This is a genomic window from Pseudomonas sp. IAC-BECa141 (genome assembly GCF_020544405.1).
Classification (GTDB): domain Bacteria; phylum Pseudomonadota; class Gammaproteobacteria; order Pseudomonadales; family Pseudomonadaceae; genus Aquipseudomonas.
The window spans coordinates 5,099,966-5,119,060 of record NZ_CP065410.1 but is presented as its reverse complement, the minus strand read 5'-3'; the positions used below and the strand labels follow the sequence as shown (position 1 = coordinate 5,119,060).

General features: G+C 59.3%; 21 protein-coding genes and 1 other RNA gene. 15 read left to right on the top strand and 7 right to left on the bottom strand.

Annotation, left to right across the window (positions count from 1 at the left end):
• Nucleotides 1-80: 80 nt before the first annotated feature.
• Both I5961_RS23395 and I5961_RS23390 read left to right on the top strand, forming a co-directional pair.
• A complete protein-coding gene (locus I5961_RS23395; RefSeq protein ID WP_227233508.1) occupies nucleotides 81-725 on the top strand; it encodes an MBL fold metallo-hydrolase in 645 nt (214 codons plus the stop codon).
• 114 nt (nucleotides 726-839) lie between these two features.
• Nucleotides 840-1,571, top strand: coding sequence for an OmpA family protein (locus I5961_RS23390; protein WP_085700856.1), 732 nt, complete (start codon nucleotides 840-842; stop codon nucleotides 1,569-1,571).
• A gap of 65 nt (nucleotides 1,572-1,636) precedes the next feature.
• Here the strand turns inward: I5961_RS23390 and I5961_RS23385 are convergent, their stop codons facing one another.
• Nucleotides 1,637-2,071 carry a YhcB family protein gene (locus I5961_RS23385; protein WP_039766275.1) on the bottom strand — a complete coding sequence of 145 codons (435 nt, stop codon included), beginning with the start codon at nucleotides 2,069-2,071 and terminating at the stop codon, nucleotides 1,637-1,639.
• Between the two features lie 144 nt (nucleotides 2,072-2,215).
• Between I5961_RS23385 and I5961_RS23380 the strand changes: the two genes are divergently transcribed.
• The 3 genes from I5961_RS23380 (at nucleotide 2,216) to zapE (ending at nucleotide 5,410) form a co-directional block, all read left to right on the top strand.
• Complete coding sequence (locus I5961_RS23380) at nucleotides 2,216-2,845, top strand: alpha/beta hydrolase (protein WP_085700926.1); 630 nt, start codon at nucleotides 2,216-2,218, stop codon at nucleotides 2,843-2,845.
• A gap of 24 nt (nucleotides 2,846-2,869) precedes the next feature.
• Nucleotides 2,870-4,225, top strand: coding sequence for a tryptophan--tRNA ligase (locus I5961_RS23375; protein ID WP_227233506.1), 1,356 nt, complete (start codon nucleotides 2,870-2,872; stop codon nucleotides 4,223-4,225).
• A gap of 90 nt (nucleotides 4,226-4,315) precedes the next feature.
• Nucleotides 4,316-5,410, top strand: coding sequence for a cell division protein ZapE (gene zapE / locus I5961_RS23370; protein WP_085700854.1), 1,095 nt, complete (start codon nucleotides 4,316-4,318; stop codon nucleotides 5,408-5,410).
• Nucleotides 5,411-5,471: 61 nt separating this feature from the next.
• Here zapE and I5961_RS23365 read toward each other — a convergent pair whose 3' ends face one another.
• Nucleotides 5,472-6,368, bottom strand: coding sequence for a GlxA family transcriptional regulator (locus I5961_RS23365; protein ID WP_170929796.1), 897 nt, complete (start codon nucleotides 6,366-6,368; stop codon nucleotides 5,472-5,474).
• A gap of 246 nt (nucleotides 6,369-6,614) precedes the next feature.
• Here I5961_RS23365 and I5961_RS23360 point away from each other — a divergent pair, with 246 nt between their 5' ends.
• Nucleotides 6,615-7,751: an acyl-CoA dehydrogenase family protein gene (locus tag I5961_RS23360; RefSeq protein ID WP_085700852.1), complete on the top strand. Its 1,137-nt coding sequence runs from the start codon at nucleotides 6,615-6,617 to the stop codon at nucleotides 7,749-7,751.
• Between the two features lie 56 nt (nucleotides 7,752-7,807).
• On the opposite strand, the gene I5961_RS23355 is transcribed toward I5961_RS23360, so the two are convergent.
• Complete coding sequence (locus I5961_RS23355) at nucleotides 7,808-8,848, bottom strand: NADP(H)-dependent aldo-keto reductase (RefSeq protein WP_085700851.1); 1,041 nt, start codon at nucleotides 8,846-8,848, stop codon at nucleotides 7,808-7,810.
• Nucleotides 8,849-9,091: 243 nt separating this feature from the next.
• On the opposite strand from I5961_RS23355, the gene rplM reads away from it, so the two are divergent.
• From rplM to I5961_RS23320, 7 genes are all read left to right on the top strand, one after another.
• Nucleotides 9,092-9,520 carry a 50S ribosomal protein L13 gene (gene rplM, locus I5961_RS23350; protein WP_003228062.1) on the top strand — a complete coding sequence of 143 codons (429 nt, stop codon included), beginning with the start codon at nucleotides 9,092-9,094 and terminating at the stop codon, nucleotides 9,518-9,520.
• A 14-nt stretch (nucleotides 9,521-9,534) separates the two neighbouring features.
• A complete protein-coding gene (gene rpsI / locus I5961_RS23345; RefSeq protein WP_007956794.1) occupies nucleotides 9,535-9,927 on the top strand; it encodes a 30S ribosomal protein S9 in 393 nt (130 codons plus the stop codon).
• Nucleotides 9,928-10,195: 268 nt separating this feature from the next.
• Entirely contained in the window at nucleotides 10,196-10,789 is a 594-nt protein-coding gene (gene petA, locus I5961_RS23340) for a ubiquinol-cytochrome c reductase iron-sulfur subunit (RefSeq protein ID WP_041479967.1), read from the top strand.
• A complete protein-coding gene (locus I5961_RS23335) occupies nucleotides 10,789-12,000 on the top strand; it encodes a cytochrome b (RefSeq protein WP_085684715.1) in 1,212 nt (403 codons plus the stop codon). Before petA ends, I5961_RS23335 begins: the two co-directional genes overlap by 1 nt.
• A complete protein-coding gene (locus I5961_RS23330; protein ID WP_085700850.1) occupies nucleotides 12,000-12,782 on the top strand; it encodes a cytochrome c1 in 783 nt (260 codons plus the stop codon). Before I5961_RS23335 ends, I5961_RS23330 begins: the two co-directional genes overlap by 1 nt.
• Nucleotides 12,783-12,930: 148 nt before the next feature.
• Nucleotides 12,931-13,548 (top strand): glutathione S-transferase N-terminal domain-containing protein, encoded by a 618-nt coding sequence (locus I5961_RS23325; RefSeq protein WP_085700849.1) that lies wholly within the window; start codon nucleotides 12,931-12,933, stop codon nucleotides 13,546-13,548.
• Nucleotides 13,549-13,564: 16 nt separating this feature from the next.
• Nucleotides 13,565-13,978, top strand: coding sequence for a ClpXP protease specificity-enhancing factor (locus I5961_RS23320; RefSeq protein ID WP_085700848.1), 414 nt, complete (start codon nucleotides 13,565-13,567; stop codon nucleotides 13,976-13,978).
• A gap of 52 nt (nucleotides 13,979-14,030) precedes the next feature.
• Here I5961_RS23320 and I5961_RS23315 read toward each other — a convergent pair whose 3' ends face one another.
• The 4 genes from I5961_RS23315 to I5961_RS23300 all read right to left on the bottom strand — a co-directional run bounded on the left by I5961_RS23315 (nucleotide 14,031) and on the right by I5961_RS23300 (nucleotide 17,475).
• Entirely contained in the window at nucleotides 14,031-14,609 is a 579-nt protein-coding gene (locus I5961_RS23315) for a BON domain-containing protein (protein ID WP_085700847.1), read from the bottom strand.
• Nucleotides 14,606-15,199: a phosphoheptose isomerase gene (locus I5961_RS23310; RefSeq protein WP_007928463.1), complete on the bottom strand. Its 594-nt coding sequence runs from the start codon at nucleotides 15,197-15,199 to the stop codon at nucleotides 14,606-14,608. The genes I5961_RS23315 and I5961_RS23310 overlap by 4 nt, the downstream gene beginning before the upstream one ends.
• Before the next feature lie 102 nt (nucleotides 15,200-15,301).
• Nucleotides 15,302-15,664, bottom strand: coding sequence for a YraN family protein (locus tag I5961_RS23305; protein ID WP_085701787.1), 363 nt, complete (start codon nucleotides 15,662-15,664; stop codon nucleotides 15,302-15,304).
• Nucleotides 15,664-17,475 carry a penicillin-binding protein activator gene (locus I5961_RS23300; protein WP_227233505.1) on the bottom strand — a complete coding sequence of 604 codons (1,812 nt, stop codon included), beginning with the start codon at nucleotides 17,473-17,475 and terminating at the stop codon, nucleotides 15,664-15,666. Before I5961_RS23300 ends, I5961_RS23305 begins: the two co-directional genes overlap by 1 nt.
• 177 nt (nucleotides 17,476-17,652) lie before the next feature.
• Between I5961_RS23300 and rsmI the strand changes: the two genes are divergently transcribed.
• The gene (gene rsmI / locus I5961_RS23295) at nucleotides 17,653-18,558 is read left to right on the top strand and encodes a 16S rRNA (cytidine(1402)-2'-O)-methyltransferase (protein WP_074690999.1); all 906 of its coding nucleotides are present in this window, start codon (nucleotides 17,653-17,655) and stop codon (nucleotides 18,556-18,558) included.
• Nucleotides 18,559-18,631: 73 nt separating this feature from the next.
• Nucleotides 18,632-18,985: RNase P RNA component class A (rnpB, locus tag I5961_RS23290), an RNA gene on the top strand.
• Nucleotides 18,986-19,095: the final 110 nt, after the last annotated feature.

The window sequence follows — 19,095 nt, the reverse complement described above, 5'->3', positions numbered from 1 at the left end:
CGTCATCCTGCGAGCCAACAACGTAAAATGGCGCAAATCAGCCTCTGCGCATTGTTTCGAATGTCTTTTCAGGATCCCCCATGACCGCTGCAAATCCCGCGCTCATTCGCGAAACCTTCCCCGTCGGCCCGCTCCAGTGCAACTGCACGATCATCGGCGACCCGATCACCAAAAAAGCCATCGTCGTTGACCCGGGCGGCAATCCTGACCTGATCATGGCCCGCGTCGATGCGCTGGGCCTGAAAGTGGTCAGCATCATTCACACCCACGCGCACCTCGATCACTTCCTGGCTTCCGGCCAGATGAAGGAGAAGACCGGCGCCACCTTGCATCTGCACAAGGAAGACCAGTTTCTCTGGGACAACCTCGAAATGCAGTGCCAGATGTTCGGCGTGCCGTACACTCCCGTGCCGTCTCCCGATCGCTGGTTGAACGACGATGAAGAGCTGGCCTGTGGCTGTGGCGTGGCACTGCACACACCGGGGCATACGCCAGGTTCCATGAGCTTCTGGTTTTCCGAGGCTAAGCTGTTGATTGCCGGCGACACGTTGTTTCGTCGCGGAGTAGGGCGCACGGATTTGTGGGGCGGCGATCAGGCGACCATCGTGCGATCGATCAAGCAGCGGCTGTACACCCTGGATGAAGACGCGACTGTCGTGGCCGGGCATGGTCCGGATACGCGTCTTGGAGATGAAATGCGCGAGAACCCGTTTGTGCGTGCCTAAACATTTTGTCACGGGTGTGCAGCGGAATTTTTGTGCATTGTCATGATCCAACGCCCGCATGGGCCAGTTGCCAATGGCCGCTGCACCACAGAATGCAAAATGTAGGAGCTCTCCATGTTCACCACGCGTCGTTTGATTATTGTCGCTACTGCCGTGGCCGTTTTGTCCGGCTGCGCCTCGCCCAACCCGTATGACAATCAGGGTCAGGCCGACGGTGGCTCCCAGGGCATGAGCAAAACCGCCAAGTACGGTGGCCTCGGAGCACTGGCCGGCGCGCTGGCCGGTGCCGCCATCGACCACAACAACCGCGGCAAGGGAGCGCTGATTGGCGCAGCTGTCGTCGGTGCCTCGGCCGCCGGTTACGGCTACTACGCCGACCAGCAGGAGAAAAAACTGCGCGCCAGCATGGCCAACACCGGGGTTGAAGTGCAGCGTCAGGGCGATCAGATCAAGCTGATCATGCCGGGCAATATCACCTTCGCCACCGATTCGGCGAACATCGCTCCCAGCTTCTATCAGCCGTTGAACAACCTGGCCAACTCGCTCAAAGAGTTCAACCAGAACCAGATCGAAATCGTCGGCTACACCGACAGCACTGGCAGCCGTCAGCACAACATGGACCTGTCCCAGCGTCGTGCGCAGAGCGTGGCGACCTACCTGACGTCGCAAGGTGTCAGCGGTGCCAACCTGAGTGCTCGTGGTGCGGGTCCGGATAATCCGATCGCCAGCAACGGTGACGTCAATGGCCGCGCGCAGAACCGCCGCGTCGAGGTCAACCTCAAGGCAATCCCGGGCCAGCAGTACGGTGGCCAGCAACAGCCGGGCACCGTTCAGCAATACCCGTAACCGTCAGGTACAAAAAGCCCCCGGACAAGTGATTGTCCGGGGCTTTTTGTTGGCGCGAAGGCTGATTACTTCTTCAGACCGTAATGCTCGTCGAGCATGCCCGGCGAGTTCGGGGTCTTCGGCGCGTAGTCACGCGGCGGTTCCTGATCCCGTGGCGGCGTCAGGCGTTCCCGTGGGGCCTGTGCTGCCTCGGAGTGCAAGGAAGCCAGCAGGCGTTGACGAGTCTGCTCGTCCAGGGCCAGGCGGTTGGCGCCCTCGGCGAGGTGGTCCTGCACTTCCTGATAGCTCTGGGTCAGTTTCTTGACCAGATTGGCGGTGCTGTTGAAGTGGGTCACCACTTCGTTCTGATAACTGTCGAAACGTTCCTGAATATCATCCAGTTGACGCTGCGTGCGGCTGGGCGCGGCGTTCGGCGCAACGCGAGCGATCAGGAAACCAATGGCGACACCCACAACCAGGGCAAGAGTCGGTAACAACCAAACTAAGAGCGAGTGTTCCACGAGTCCTTCCTCTATAAACGGCTTTGCTTTACGTTAACGGCTCGAACCTGCGCTGTATACCGCGATTCACTCGCAATAGACTGGCACAGACAATTTGCTAGACGAGTCGACCCGATCCGAGGTCACGGAGTTCCTTCCTTGCTGATGCGTGAAACCCCTGTAGTGATTGATGGCCCGGTGGGGCAACTTGAGTCTTTGTACCTGGACAATGAGCAGCCGCGAGGCATCGCGCTGATCTGCCATCCCAACCCGGTGCAGGGCGGCACCATGCTCAACAAGGTCGTCTCGACCCTGCAGCGCACCGCGCGCGATGCCGGCCTGATCACCTTGCGTTTCAACTATCGCGGCGTCGGTGCCAGCGAAGGCTCTCATGACATGGGCACGGGTGAGGTCGACGACGCCCAGGCTGCCGCTGCATGGCTGCTGGACAAACATCCGGGTCTGCCACTGACCCTGTTCGGTTTCTCCTTCGGTGGATTTGTTGCAGCAAGTCTCGGCGGCCGTCTCGAAGCCCAAGGCATCACGCTCAAGCACTTGTTCATGGTCGCACCGGCGGTGATGCGCCTGGGCGAGCAGGATCAACTGCCGCAGCAGGGCGAACTGACCGTGATCCAGCCGGAAACCGACGAAGTGATCGAGCCGCAGCGGGTCTACGACTGGTCCGACAAACTCCAGCGCCCCCATGAGCTGCTGAAAGTGGCAGAATGCGGACACTTTTTTCATGGCAAGCTGACCGATCTCAAGGATCTGATCCTGCCGCGTCTCTCGAATTGATTGCAGTCTGACAAGCGATTACCCATGACGAACCGTACCCGCATCCTCACCGGCATCACCACCACCGGCACCCCGCACCTGGGCAACTACGCCGGTGCCATTCGCCCGGCGATTCTCGCCAGCCGCGACAGCAATGCCGATTCGTTCTACTTCCTGGCCGACTATCATGCCTTGATCAAATGCGATGACCCGCTGCGCATTCAGCGCTCGCGTCTGGAAATCGCCGCGACCTGGCTGGCCGGTGGCCTGGATGTGGATCGCGTGACCTTCTATCGTCAGTCCGACATCCCGGAAATCCCCGAGCTGACCTGGCTGCTGACGTGTGTCGCGGCCAAGGGCCTGCTCAACCGTGCCCACGCCTACAAGGCTTCGGTGGACAAGAACCTCGAGACCGGCGAAGACCCGGATGCCGGCATCACCATGGGCTTGTACAGCTATCCGGTGCTGATGGCGGCCGACATCCTGATGTTCAACGCACACAAGGTGCCGGTCGGTCGCGACCAGATCCAGCATGTGGAAATGGCTCGTGACATCGGCCAGCGCTTCAACCACCTGTTCGGCCAGGGCAAGGAGTTCTTCACCATGCCCGAAGCGCTGATCGAAGAAAGCGTTGCCACGCTGCCGGGCCTGGACGGTCGCAAGATGTCCAAGAGCTACGACAACACCATTCCGCTGTTCTCCAGCGCCAAGGAAATGAAGGACGCGATCTCGCGGATCGTCACCGACTCCCGCGCGCCGGGCGAAGCGAAAGATCCGGACAACTCGCACCTGTTCACCCTGTTCCAGGCTTTCTCCACGCCGGCGCAGGCCGACGAGTTCCGCAGCGAACTGCTGGGTGGTCTGGGCTGGGGCGAGGCGAAGAACCGTCTGTTCCAGTTGCTCGATAACGAGCTGGGCGAGTCCCGCGAGCGTTATCACCAGTTGATCGAACGTCCGGCCGATCTGGAAGACATCCTGCAACACGGTGCCAAAAAGGCCCGTGCGGTGGCGACGCCGTTCCTCAACGAGCTGCGCGAAGCGGTCGGCCTGCGCTCCTTCGTCAATCAGGTTCAGGTCGCCGCGACCACCAAGAAGAAAGCCGCTAAAGCCGCACGTTTCGTCAGTTTCCGCGAAGACGACGGCAGTTTCCGTTTCCGTCTGTTGGCGGCCGATGGCGAGCAACTGCTGCTGTCGCGCAACTTCGCCGACGGCAAGACCGCCGGTCAGGTGACCAAGCAGCTGCAGTCGGGTCAGGCACTGGATGTGCGCAGCGAAGACCTGAGTTTCAGTGTCTGGCTGGAAGGCGAGTGTGTCGGCGACAGCCCGGCGTTTGCCGACGTGGCAGCGCGGGACGCGGCCGTCGAGGCCTTGCGGATCGCTCTGACACCGGTTCAGGAATAATCAACGGGCCGGCCCGACCAAGGGCCGATTGCCATTCCCACGGGCCATCGCTACAGTGACGGCCCGTTTTTGTTGCCTTGCTAACGAATTATGACGCCCCTAGAACGATATCAAGCTGATCTGAAACGCCCGGACTTCTTCCACGATGCGGCGCAGGAAACTGCCGTGCGTCATCTGCAACGCCTGTACGACGACCTGATCGCGGCCGAGCAGAACAAGCCGGGTTTGCTGGGCAAGCTGTTTGGCAAAAAGGATCAGACGCCGGTCAAGGGTCTGTACTTCTGGGGCGGCGTGGGTCGTGGCAAGACTTACCTGGTGGACACCTTCTTCGAAGCGCTGCCATTCAAGGAAAAGACCCGCACTCACTTCCACCGCTTCATGAAGCGCGTGCACGAAGAGATGAAAACCCTCGGCGGCGAGAAAAACCCGCTGACCATCATCGCCAAGCGTTTCGCGACGGAATCGCGGGTCATCTGTTTTGATGAATTCTTCGTCTCCGACATCACCGACGCCATGATCCTCGGCACGCTGATGGAAGAACTGTTCAAGAACGGCGTAACGCTGGTTGCCACTTCGAACATCGTGCCGGACGGTCTGTACAAGGATGGCCTGCAGCGCGCGCGCTTCTTGCCGGCCATCGCGCTGATCAAGCAGAACACCGAGATCGTCAACGTCGACAGCGGCGTCGACTACCGTCTGCGCCACCTGGAACAAGCGGAACTGTTCCACTTTCCGCTTGACGAAGTTGCCCACGAAAGCCTGCGCAAGAGCTTCCGCGCACTGACGCCGGAATGCACCGCCGCCGTGGAAAACGATGTGCTGATCATTGAAAACCGCGAAATCCGTGCCCTGCGTACTTGCGATGACGTGGCCTGGTTCGACTTCCGCGAGCTGTGCGACGGCCCGCGCAGCCAGAACGACTACATCGAGCTGGGCAAGATCTTCCACGCCGTGCTGCTCAGTGGCGTGGAGCAGATGAGCGTCACTACCGACGACATCGCCCGACGCTTCATCAACATGGTCGACGAGTTCTACGACCGTAACGTCAAACTGATCATTTCTGCCGAAGTCGAATTGAAAGATCTGTACACCGGCGGGCGTCTGACGTTCGAGTTCCAGCGTACCCTCAGCCGTCTGCTGGAGATGCAATCGCACGAATTCCTGTCCCGGGCACACAAGCCTTAAGCGGAATCGGCAAACAAAAAGGCCTGCAGATGCAGGCCTTTTTTTGTGTCTGGTCGAATCGTCAGGCAGCTTGCTGGAACTGCTGCCGGTACTGGTTCGGCGACAATTCGGTGTGCTGGCGGAACAGCCGCGCGAAGAAGCTCGCATCGTCGTAGCCGACTTCGTAGCTGATGGTCTTGATGCTCTTGCGACTGCCGGAGAGCAGGCCTTTGGCAGTCTCGATGCGCAGCCGTTGCAGGTAGTGCAGCGGCTTGTCGCCGGTGGCGGTCTGGAAGCGGCGCATGAAGTTGCGAATGCTCATGCCGTGCTCGCGCGCCACGTCTTCGAAGCGGAACTTGTCGGCGAAATGCTCTTCAAGCCAGTGCTGGATCTGCAGGATGATCACGTCCTGGTGCAGCTTCTGACCGCCGAAGCCGATGCGGCCAGGTGCGTAGCTGCGTTGCACCTCATAGAGAATGTCGCGGGCCACGGCCTGGGCCACATTGGCACCGCAGAAGCGCTCGATCAGGTAAATGTAGAGATCGCAGGCTGAGGTGGTGCCGCCGGCGCAATACAGATTGTCGGCGTCGGTCAGGTGCTTGTCCTGATTGAGATAGACCTTGGGGAAACGCTCGGCGAAGGCATTGAAGAAGCGCCAGTAGGTGGTCGCTTCCTTGCCGTTGAGCAACCCTGCCTCGGCCAGCCAGAACACCCCGGTGGCCTCGCCGCAGAGCACGGCGCCCCGGGCGTGCTGTTCGCGCAGCCACGGCAGGATCTGTGGATAACGTTGGCACAGCGTATCGAAATCGTCCCAGAACGCCGGGAGGATGATGACGTCGGCGTTTTCCAGGCCGCCGTCCACCGGCATGACCACATCACTGAAGCTGTTCACCGGTTTGCCGTCGGGGCTGACCAGGCGGGTTTCGAACACCGGAGTCAGGCCGTGGCCCAGTTGTTTGCCGTAACGCAGGCTGGCCAGATGGAAGAAATCCTTGGCTTGCATGAGGGTGGAAGCGAAAACCCGGTCGATCGCCAGGATGCTGACGCGCCGCAAGGGCGTGGAGACTTGCTTGGACATAATTCAACTTTTGTTTTTATAAGGGAAAGTGGTCACCAGACGGCTGGATCGTCTTATTTTTTGTCGGATGTGTCCAGTGTCCTGTATCGGAAGCGAGGCTTAGTCTCTGAAGGTCTGATCCCTCCAACAATAAAGAAAAGGTGCCGCATGATTCCCAGAACCTTGTTCAGCTCCGAGCACGAATTGTTCCGCGACAGCGTACGAACATTCCTCGAAAAAGAGGCCGTGCCGTTCCATGGACAATGGGAAAAGCAAGGCTACATCGACCGCAATCTATGGAACAAGGCGGGGGAGGCGGGGATGCTCTGCTCGCATCTGCCAGAGGAATACGGCGGGTTGGGGGCGGACTTTCTCTACAGCGCGGTCGTGATCGAAGAAGTCGGGCGGCTGGGCCTGACCGGCATCGGTTTCTCGCTGCATTCGGACATCGTCGCGCCGTACATCCTGCATTACGGCAGCGAGGCACTGAAGCAGAAATACCTGCCGAAACTGGTGTCCGGCGAGATGGTCACCGCGATCGCCATGACCGAGCCGGGCGCCGGTTCCGACCTGCAAGGGGTCAAGACCACGGCCGTGCTGGATGGCGACGAATATGTGATCAACGGTTCGAAAACCTTCATTACCAATGGCTTTCTGGCGGATCTGGTGATCGTCGTCGCCAAAACGGATCCCAAGGCCGGCGCCAAGGGCACCAGCCTGTTTCTGGTGGAGGCGAATACGCCGGGCTTCGACAAGGGCAAGCGTCTGGAGAAGGTCGGAATGAAGGCTCAGGACACGTCGGAATTGTTCTTCCAGGACGTGCGCGTGCCGAAGGAAAACCTGTTGGGGCAGGCCGGGGCGGGGTTTGCCTATCTGATGCAGGAATTGCCGCAGGAACGTCTGACCGTGGCCATTGGCGGACTGGCTTCAGCCGAGGCGGCGCTGCAATGGACGCTGGATTACACCCGTGACCGCAAGGCGTTCGGCAAGTCCATTGCCGACTTCCAGAATACCCGCTTCAAACTGGCGGAAATGGCCACCGAGATTCAGATCGGCCGGGTGTTCGTCGATCGCTGCCTGGAGTTGCACCTGCAAGGCAAGCTTGATGTGCCGACAGCGGCGATGGCCAAGTATTGGGGCACCGACCTGCAATGCAAGGTGCTCGACGAGTGCGTGCAACTGCATGGCGGCTACGGTTTCATGTGGGAGTACCCGGTGGCCAGGGCATGGGCGGATGCAAGGGTGCAGCGGATCTATGCCGGCACCAATGAAATCATGAAAGAGATCATTGCGCGGTCGCTTTGAGTTTTGCGGTGAGCATGATCGTTCCCACGCAAAGTGGGAACGATCATCGTCCTTTATTACGGCGCCGGATTCGGATGATCCTTGTGGATCGCTTCGATCCCTTCCAGTACTTCCTTCGATAGTTTCAGTTCGTAGCTGGCGATGTTGCTGTCCAGTTGCTCCAGCGTCGTCGCACCGATGATGTTACTGGTGACGAACGGTTGCTGATTTACAAACGCCAGGGCCATTTGTGCCGGATCCAGGCCATGTTCCCGGGCGAGGGCCACGTAACGGCTGCACGCCACTTCCGATTGCGGGTTGAAGTAGCGACTGAAACGGCTGTAGAGGCTAAGACGGCCTTTCGGCGGACGCGCCCCGCCTTCGTACTTGCCCGACAGGAAACCGAACGCCAGCGGCGAATAGGCGAGCAGGCCGCACTGTTCGCGGATGGCGATTTCCGCCAGGCCGATCTCGAAGCTGCGGTTGAGCAGGTTGTACGGGTTCTGGATCGACACCGCGCGCGGCCAGCCACGGGCTTCGGCCAGAGCGAGAAAGCGCATGGTGCCCCACGGCGTTTCATTGGACAGACCGATGTGGCGGATCTTGCCGGCCTTCACTTGCTCATCGAGTGCTTCGAGTGTGTCTTCAAGCGGCGTCAGGTTGGCTTCGGTCTGGTGCTTGTAGCCCAGTTGTCCGAAAAAGTTGGTGCTACGCTCCGGCCAGTGCAATTGGTACAGATCGATGTAGTCGGTCTGCAGGCGCTTGAGGCTGGCGTCCACCGCTTCGGTGATGTGCTGGCGGTTGTGGCGCAGGTTCTTGTCGCGGATGTAGTCGATGGTGTTGCCGGGGCCGGCGATCTTGCTGGCGAGGATCCAGTCGGCGCGGTCGCCGCGGCTCTTGAAGTAATTGCCGATGTAGCGCTCGGTGGTGGCGTAGGTTTCGGCTTTCGGTGGCACCGGGTACATCTCGGCGGTGTCGAGGAAGTTGATCCCGGCCTCTTTTGCCCGTTCGATCTGGGCGAAGGCTTCAGCTTCAGTGTTTTGCTCGCCCCAGGTCATGGTGCCGAGGCAGATTGCACTCACGTTCAGGTCGGTACGGCCTAGCTGGCGATAGTCCATCGGGTGCTCCTTGGGCAAAACAAGCATAAAAGCAGGTTGAAATTTTTTCGCAATCTGCATAATTGCCGACCTCTTTCTGCAGTGGAAGTGATGCCCCGCCGCCGAAGAATCTTGCCGTTGAACGGACGCGCCGACCCGAGCCCCCGAAAGCGTCTGTATCCGGCTGCCTTTGACTTGTCAAAGTACGCACTATTCAGTAAGATCCGCCGTCTTATTTACAGGCGGCCCCTGAGGCTATAAAGAATGAAAACTTTTACTGCTAAACCGGAAACAGTAAAGCGCGACTGGTTTGTCGTCGACGCTGCTGGTCAGACCCTGGGTCGTCTGGCCACCGAAATCGCGAGCCGTCTGCGTGGCAAGCACAAGCCTGAGTACACTCCTCACGTTGACACCGGCGACTACATCGTCGTAATCAACGCCGAGCAGATCCGTGTTACCGGCGCTAAAACCACTGACAAAATGTACTACTCCCACTCCGGTTTCCCGGGCGGTATCAAGTCGATCAACTTTGAAAAGCTGATCGCCAAGGCCCCTGAGCGCGTGATCGAGACCGCGGTTAAAGGCATGCTGCCTAAAAACCCACTGGGTCGCGACATGTACCGTAAGCTGAAAGTCTATGCGGGCGCTGCACACCCTCATACTGCTCAGCAGCCCCAAGAACTGAAGATTTAACGGAATAGTTCATTATGTCGGCGACTCAAAATTACGGCACTGGCCGTCGCAAGACCGCAACCGCACGCGTTTTCCTGCGTCCGGGTACTGGTAACATCTCCATCAACAACCGCTCGCTGGACACGTTCTTCGGTCGCGAAACTGCCCGCATGGTAGTTCGTCAGCCGCTGGAGCTGACTGAGACTGTCGAGAAGTTCGACATCTACGTCACCGTCATCGGTGGTGGTGTAAGTGGTCAGGCTGGCGCAATCCGCCACGGCATCACTCGCGCTCTGATGGACTACGACGAAACCCTGCGTAGCGCTCTGCGCAAAGCTGGCTTCGTTACTCGCGACGCCCGTGAAGTTGAACGTAAGAAAGTTGGTCTGCGTAAAGCGCGTAAGCGTCCGCAGTACTCGAAGCGTTAATTTCGCTTCCACGTTCAAAAAGAACGCCCGATTCCTCACGGAACCGGGCGTTTTTTTATGCGTGCGATTTCTTGAATAATTGCGCTGTGACAACTTGCCACATTCGTAGACCCCCTATACTACAAGGCTTGAGGGCCAGCCCTCCGGGTAATTACCTTGTCAGAATTGGGGGTTTTCATTACCATTCGGCAAAATTTTTATAAGTACATAGTTTCAATTTAGTAGATGCCTGATTTAACAGGCCACAAAGCTGATGGGAGAGGACTGAATGAGCAATGACGGCGTGAATGCAGGCCGGCGTCGCTTCTTGGTAGCAGCCACATCCGTGGTGGGTGCTGCAGGAGCGGTGGGGGCTGCGGTCCCGTTCGTGGGGTCATGGTTTCCCAGTGCCAAGGCGAAGGCTGCCGGAGCACCGGTGAAAGTGAATGTCAGCAAAATCGAGCCAGGGCAGCAGATGATTGCTGAATGGCGCGGCCAGCCGGTGTTCATTGTCCGCCGTACCGAGGAAATCCTGGGGAATCTCAAAAAGATCGAGGGCCAGCTCTCCGATCCGACCTCCAAAAACTCCACGCAACCCACTTATGTCGACCCAGAAGTGCGATCGATCAAGCCGGAAATCCTCCTGCTGATCGGGATCTGTACTCACCTGGGTTGCTCACCGACCTTCCGTCCCGAAGTTGCACCCGCGGATCTGGGCAAAGACTGGGTAGGCGGCTATTTCTGCCCTTGCCACGGTTCCCACTACGATCTGGCTGGCCGCGTCTACAAGTCGCAACCTGCGCCTTTGAACCTGCCAGTACCCCCGCATTCCTATGAGACCGATGAGCTGATTGTCATTGGCGTCGATACGGAGAAAGCGTGATGAGCAAGTTCATGGATTGGGTTGATGCGCGCTTCCCCGCCACCAAAATGTGGGAAGACCATCTCAGCAAATATTACGCTCCAAAAAACTTCAACTTCTTCTACTTCTTCGGCTCGCTGGCGCTGCTCGTTCTGGTCAACCAGATCGTCACCGGTGTCTGGCTGACCATGAGCTACACCCCGTCGGCGGAAGAAGCGTTCGCTTCTGTCGAATACATCATGCGCGACGTCGAGTACGGTTCGATCCTGCGTCTGCTGCACTCCACCGGCGCTTCGGCGTTCTTCATCGTGGTCTATCTGCACATGTTCCGTGGTCTGCTCTACGGTTCGTACCAGAAACCCCGTGAGCTGGTGTGGGTCTTCGGCATGCTGATCTATCTGGCGCTGATGGCCGAAGCCTTCATGGGTTACCTGCTGCCGTGGGGCCAGATGTCCTACTGGGGTGCCCAAGTGATCATCTCGCTGTTCGGCGCGATCCCGGTCATCGGCAACGACCTGACCCAGTGGATCCGTGGTGACTACCTGATTTCCGGGATCACCTTGAACCGCTTCTTCGCCCTGCACGTGGTTGCCCTGCCGATCGTGATTCTCGGTCTGGTGGTGCTGCACATCCTGGCGTTGCACGAAGTCGGTTCGAACAACCCGGACGGCGTGGACATCAAGAAACACAAGGACGAAAACGGTGTTCCGCTGGACGGCATCGCCTTCCACCCGTACTACACCGTGAAAGATATCGTCGGCGTTGTGGTGTTCCTGTTTATCTTCTGCTTCATTGTGTTCTTCTTCCCGGAAATGGGCGGCTACTTCCTCGAAAAACCTAACTTCGAGCAAGCCAACCCGTTCAAGACGCCTGAGCACATTGCACCGGTCTGGTACTTCACACCGTTCTACGCAATCTTGCGTGCGGTCCCTGACAAGCTCATGGGCGTTATCGCCATGGGCGCAGCGATTGCGGTGCTGTTCGTTCTGCCGTGGCTCGACCGCAGTCCGGTCAAGTCGATGCGCTACAAAGGCTGGATGAGCAAAATCTGGCTGGTGGTGTTCTGCATTTCGTTCGTGATCCTCGGCATTCTGGGCGTTCTGGCCCCGACGCCAGGCCGTACGCTGTTGTCGCAGGTCTGCACCTTCCTGTACTTCGCCTACTTCATTCTGATGCCGTTCTACACCAGGCTCGAGAAGACCAAACCGGTTCCGGAAAGGGTGACTGGCTGATGAAAAAGTTATTTTTTGCTCTGATTTTTGCTGCTCTGCCAGTGCTGTCCTTTGCCGCCGAACACGGTGGTCCGGAACTGGAAAAGGTCGACATCGACGTTTCCGACAAGGCTGCCCTGCAGGATGGTGCGCGTACTTTCGCCAACTATTGCATGGGTTGCCACAGTGCCAAGTTCCAGCGTTACGAGCGTGTGGCCGATGACCTCGGAATCCCGCACGAACTGATGCTGGAAAAACTGGTGTTCACCGGCGCCAAGATCGGCGATCACATGAACATCGGCATGCAGCCGGCCGACGCCAAGACCTGGTTCGGCGCAGCGCCGCCTGACCTGACCCTGGTGGCTCGTGTTCGCGGCACCGACTGGCTCTACGGTTACCTCAGGTCGTTCTACGAAGATCCTGCGCGTCCATGGGGCGTGAACAACAAGGTCTTCCCGAACGTCGGCATGCCTAACGTGCTGGTCGGCCTGCAAGGTCGTCAGGTTGTGGGTTGCAAACAGGTACAGATCGTCGAAGACGGCAAGAAACAATATGACCCGCTGACCGGTACGCCTCTGACTCATGAAGCGTGCGATCAACTGACCATCGTGCCGAAAACCGGAACCCTCAACGAAGAGCAGTTCGATGAGAAGGTCAAGAATCTGGTAACCTTCCTGGCTTACTCGGCTAACCCGGTTAAGCTGCAACATCAGCGCATCGGTACTTACGTCTTGCTGTACCTGGCGTTCTTCTTTGTGTTCGCCTACCTGCTCAAGCGTGAATACTGGAAAGACGTGCACTGATAACGCTTCAAGCAATTGCTGTTAATCGCGCGCGCCCAAGGGCGCCTCTGAAAACGCAACGCCTGGTTCGCCGGCCGTTGCGGGAGGCGCCCTCTGGGCGCGCGCGTTTTTCCGGCTCCGACTATTTCAACAAGCGAGGAGGATCGCCATGGGCGTGACCAATCGGTTGGCCTGTTACTCCGACCCCGCCGACCACTATTCCCACCGAGTGCGCATCGTGCTTGCAGAGAAGGGTGTCAGCGCCGAAATCATTTTTGTGGAGGCTGGTCGTCAGCCGCCTAAACTGATTGAAGTGAACCCTTACGGCAGTCTGCCCACGCTGGTCGATCGTGACTTGGCGTTGTGGGAGTCGACCGTGGTGATGGAGTACCTGGATGAGCGTTACCCGCATCCGCCATTGATGCCTGTGTACCCGGTGGCGCGTGCCAACAGCCGTCTGCTGATTCACCGCATTCAGCGCGACTGGTGTGGTCTGGTGGATCTGATTCTGGATTCGCGCACCAAGGAAGCGGCTCGTGCCGTGGCGCGCAAGGAATTGCGCGAAAGCCTGACGGGCGTGTCGCCGCTGTTTGCCGACAAGCCGTTTTTCCTCAGTGAGGAACAAAGTCTGGTGGATTGCTGCCTATTGCCAATACTCTGGCGTTTACCGATTCTGGGTATAGAACTGCCGCGGCAGGCCAAGCCGCTGCTTGATTATATGGAGCGTCAGTTTGCGCGTGAGGCTTTCCAGGCGAGTCTGTCTGGTGTCGAACGCGACATGCGCTAAGGCTTAAGGAGCCGCTATGAACTCCAGTCGACCTTATCTGGTCCGCGCGCTCTACGAGTGGATTGTGGATAACGATTGCACCCCGCACATGCTGGTCAATTCCGAATACCCGGCAGTGCAGGTGCCGCAGGGTTTTGCCAGCGACGGGCAAATTGTCCTGAACATTTCGCCAAGTGCCGTGCGGCACTTGCACATGGACAACGACGTTGTGACCTTTGAAGGTCGCTTCGGCGGCGTCCCGCACAGCCTTTATGTGCCGATTGCTGCAATCCTGGGGATCTACGCCCGGGAAAACGGTCAGGGCATGGTGTTCGATCTGGAGTCGCCGATGGATGACGGAGACGAGATCGAGCAGGATGACGATGTTCCTCCACCGGACAGCGAGCCACCGCGCCCAAGCGGCCGGCCAAGCCTGAAAGTGGTGAAGTAATAAAAAAGGCGATCCAGTTGGATCGCCTTTTTTTGTGCCTGCATTTTGCGGTTCAGTCGATGTACTCGAATAGCTTCACAATCTTCTGCACACCGGAAACACCCTGAACCAGGTTGGTCGCCTGGGCGGCTTCCTGTTTGGTCAGCAGGCCCAGCAGATAGACGATACCGTTCTCGGTCACGACCTTGATGCGCGAGCCGGGAATGCTGGCATCGGTGAGCATCTGGGTCTTGATCTTGGTGGTCAGCCACGAATCGTTCTGGCGGGCAATGAAGCCGGAAGGGGGGATTACTTGCAGTTCGTTATGGACCTTTTTCACGCGCTGAACGTTGGCGGCGGCTTGTTCGGCCTTTTCCTTGAGGTCTGCACGCGGGGTCTGGCCGGCCAGCAGCACGACGCCGTTGAAGCTGGTGACGACAATGTGCGAGTCGTTGTCCAGGGCCGGATCGGCCTTGGCCACGTTGACGCCGACTTTGGTTTCGATCAGCGAGTCATCGATCTTGCTGCCGAATGTGCGGGTACCACGGTCGTCTTCGATCGGCGCTTCACGGCTGGCATTCACCACCGACGTGCAGCCGCTGATGCCGAGGCACAGGGTCAAGGCCAGAAGGCCAAGGCGATTAGGGGTCATTCTTCACTCCCGAACAGTTGGCTGTCGATCAGATCGCAAAGGCAATGGATCGCCAGCAAGTGGACTTCCTGAATACGTGCGGTGACGTTGGCCGGTACGCGAATCTCGACGTCTTCGGGCAGCAGCAGCGAAGCCATGCCGCCGCCGTCGCGTCCGGTCAATGCTACGACAATCATTTCGCGATCATGTGCGGCCTGGATCGCCTGAATAATGTTCGCCGAGTTGCCGCTGGTCGAAATGGCCAGCAGCACGTCACCCGGCTGGCCGAGTGCGCGGATTTGCTTGGAGAACACTTCGTTGTAGCTGTAGTCGTTGGCGATCGAGGTGATGGTCGAGCTGTCGGTGGTCAGCGCGATCGCCGGCAGGCTGGGGCGTTCACGTTCGAAACGGTTGAGCAGTTCCGAAGAAAAGTGCTGGGCATCGCCGGCCGAGCCGCCGTTGCCGCACGAGAGCATTTTGCCCTCGTTGAGCAGGGCGTTGACCATCACCTGGCTGGCTTGCTCGATGTGCGGTGCAAGTACGTCCATCGCCTGTTGCTTGGTGTCGATGCTGGCCTGGAAAAGCTGGCGAATTCGGGATTGCATGTCCATCTGTGTGACCTTAATTAGCGCGGCTGTCCGGCACGTGAATGTGCAGCCCGCAAAGCAAAGAGCAAAAGTGTTGAGTGAAAATGTCCGGGTCGGAGCAGGTGCTCAGCTGTCGAACGCATTCTGCAACCAGTTCAGCTGACCCTGGTGGCTGTCGATGGCCACCACGTCGAAGCGGCAGGGGGAATTGGCCCAACGCGACTCGCGCTGAAGAAAAAACTGCGCGGCGAAAATCAGTTTCTGCCGTTTGCGCCCATCGATGCTATCGAGTGCGCCGCCCCATTGAGTGTTCTTTCGGTAACGAACCTCGACGAATACTACTGTATCGCCATCAAGCATGACCAGATCAAGCTCACCGCGTTTGCATGACCAGTTCTGCGCCAGAAGGCGCAGACCCTGGCACTGCAGATGCTCGAGCGCCTGGCGCTCGGCATCCTTGCCGCTTTGCAGGTGTGACCTGTCGGGCATCAGCGTGGAGTGTCCGGCAGGCGCTGGATCTGGCCGCTGACAAACTGCGCCCATGGCAACTGACGTACGACGCGTTGGGACTGGGTCATGCCCAGGCTGCCCGACTGACCTTCGATGCGGCTGTCCGGCAGTGCCTTGAGCTGATCCAGGCGCGGCGCCAAGCGATAGGCATCGACGCCCATCGCATAAAGACGGCCGAGGCTGCCGGCGGCTTGTGGCCATTGCGCGGTGACCTGCTGACGCAGCGGGTCGCTGGTTTCCAGCAGCCATGGGGTTTCGCAGAAGCGCACGCCGTTCATGTCGTTGTACTGGTTGACATCACCGCTGGCGCTGAACACGTGGGAGGTTGCGTAGACCGGCACGTCACCGGCGTACTGGAAGTTCAGGGTCGGCTTGATCTGCTGCGCCTGCTGCGGGGTGGCGGCGAGGAAGATGAATTCGATGTCCTGGCGACGCGAAGGCTGGGCGGCAACGTTGGTGCCGGCAGCGTTCTGCAGGCTCTTGGCGCGGGCTTCGCTCTGACGCAGCTGGAACATGTCGGCGATCTGCTGGGCCAGTTGCACCGGCTGGTCGACACGTTCGGTGGCGACGATGCTGCCGCCGTTGGCCTGCCAGTCCTGGCTGAAGGCACGCAGAACGCGGTCGCCCCATTCGCCTTTCGGCACCATGATGGCGGCGCGATGCAGGCCGTCGGCACGGGCGCGGCGGGAGACTTCGCGGGCTTCGTCCTCAGCGGCCAGGCCGAACTGGAACAATTGCGCCGGGCCTTGATCGCCTTCGCTGTAGTTCAGGGCGAGGGTGGTGATCGGCAGTTGCGGACGGGTGCTCAACTGTTTGACCAGCGGCTTCTCCAGCGGGCCGACGACCAGTTGCACGCCATCGGCCTGGGCCTTGCGGTAGAACTCGTCGAGGTTGGTCAGCTTCGAGCTGTCATAGAACTCGATGGCTGGTGGTTTCTGGCCGGCTTGCTGAGCCTGGTAGTGCGCAGCCATGAAGCCGTCACGCAGGGCCTTGCCGACCGAGGCCAGTTGGCCGTCCTGTGGCAGCAGCAGGGCGATCTTGCTCAGGGGCTGGCTGGCCAACTCCTTGAGTTTGGTCAGGGGTAGAGGCAGATTGATCGCGGCCGGGTGTTTTGGATGCTGGTTGCGCCAGTTGTCGATGGCGGCTTGCTGTTGTTCCAGAGTGCCGGCGGTTTTCACTGCCAGGGCCAGGCTCATCCAGCCACCGAGATCATCGGTGGTGTTCGCTTGCAGTTGATCGGCCGGCAGCGATGCGATCAGGGTCCAGATCGCCTCGTGGTTCTTGCTGGCGGCTTCGCCCTCCAGCATCGGCGCGATGAAGATGCGCTCGCGGGCGGCGGCCAGAGTCTGGCCGTCGGCCTCAAGGGCGCGGGCGTGAACGGTGCCGGCGCGAACTTGCAGCGGTACGGACATTTCGCTCAGGCGTTGCAGGCTTGGATGGCTCAGGGCAGTCAGCGCGGCTTTCGGCTGGTTACGGGTCATGGCCAGTTCAGCTGACAGCGTGCTGGCGAACGCCTGCTGGCCAGGCTGGAGTTGATCCATCGGTACTTGCTGCAGGATTTGCGCGGACTGTCCGGCATTGCCCTGACGGTAGGCCATGTCTGCCGCACTCAGGCGCAGCAGCGCAGCCTTGTCCGGCGATTTGGCCTGGGCAGCCTGTTCGAGCAGTTGCTCGATGGTGGCATCCGGGGTCCGTGGAAGTTCGCCAAGGCTGGAGGAAGGGGGGCTGGCGCAAGCCGCCAGCAAGGCAGCGAGGCAGAGGGCAGTGAACAGCCGCAGGCAAGCGATCATGTAAGTGTTCCTGATACTCGATCAAATTAGCGTCGAATTGTACCCAAGCACTGGCCGGGGCGCGATGTTACTGGCGTGAAACCGTGAATTTAGCTGATACAAAGACTGCGCAGCCTCACAATGGTGCGACAAACCGTTTCCGACCCGGACGCATCGTCCGGCGCACGACGCGCTACAATGGCGGCTTTTACCGATCATGAGGTGTGCGCTTTGACTGCTCCAGGTCCTTTGAATTCCGCTGCGGGCTCGCTTTATGTGGTGGCGACGCCCATCGGCAACCTGGATGACATCAGCGCCCGGGCGTTGAAGATCCTGCGCGAGGTGGCACTGATTGCTGCGGAAGATACGCGCCATTCCCAGCGCCTGATGCAGCACTTCGGCATCTCCACTCCGCTTGCAGCCTGCCACGAGCACAACGAGCGGGATGAAGGCAGTCGCTTCATTACCCGTCTGCTGGCGGGTGACAACGTCGCGCTGATTTCCGACGCCGGTACGCCGCTGATTTCCGATCCGGGCTATCACCTGGTGCGTCAGGCGCGTGCCGCCGGGATCAATGTGGTGCCGGTGCCGGGCGCATGCGCGTTGATCGCAGCGTTATCGGCTGCCGGCCTGCCGTCCGACCGTTTCATCTTCGAAGGCTTTCTTCCGGCCAAGGCCGTAGGGCGCAAAGCGCGCCTGGAAGCTATCAAGGAAGAACCGCGCACACTGATTTTCTACGAGGCGCCGCATCGTATTCTGGAGTGCCTGCAGGATATGGAGGCGGTATTCGGCGCTGATCGTCCGGCATTGCTCGCTCGTGAAATCACCAAGACCTTTGAAACACTCAAGGGATTGCCGCTGAGTGAGTTGCGGGCATTCGTCGAGGCCGACAGCAATCAACAGCGTGGCGAATGCGTCGTGGTGGTGGCGGGCTGGACCGCGCCGGAATCCGAAGACGCCGTCAGCAGCGAGGCGATGCGCATCCTCAATCTGTTGCTGGAAGAGATGCCGCTCAAGCGTGCGGCGGCCCTGGCGGCGCAAATCACCGGTGAGCGCAAAAACGTGCTGTATCAGGTGGCGCTGGATCAGCAAAAAGACGCGTAACCCGTCGCGCAGACCGGTTTGCGGGCTATTAGCGCTTGTTCTTCGGCCGCTCTGCCGTTAACCTGCGCGGCGGAGAGTCGATCGGACAGTCGCTGCCCTCTATGAAAATTAGAGGGGGGAGGAAAGTCCGGGCTCCATAGGGCGAAGTGCCAGGTAATGCCTGGGAGGCGTGAGCCTACGGAAAGTGCCACAGAAAATAACCGCCTAAGTGCTTCGGCGCCGGTAAGGGTGAAAAGGTGCGGTAAGAGCGCACCGCACGTCTGGCAACAGTTCGTGGCTAGGTAAACCCCACTTGGAGCAAGACCAAATAGGGTCCCAAGGCGTGGCCCGCGCTGGGACCGGGTAGGTTGCTAAAGATGTCCAGTGATGGCCATCGTAGACGAATGACTGTTCAAGACAGAACCCGGCTTACAGATCGACTCTCCACCTTTTTCTTTTCCCTGCTTGAATTAAAGGCGACAGGGCTGTTTATTATCAGCAGGCCTGCGCTGGAAATCCGGCAGCGGCAAACGCAGTAATAGCCATTTCCCACCTTGC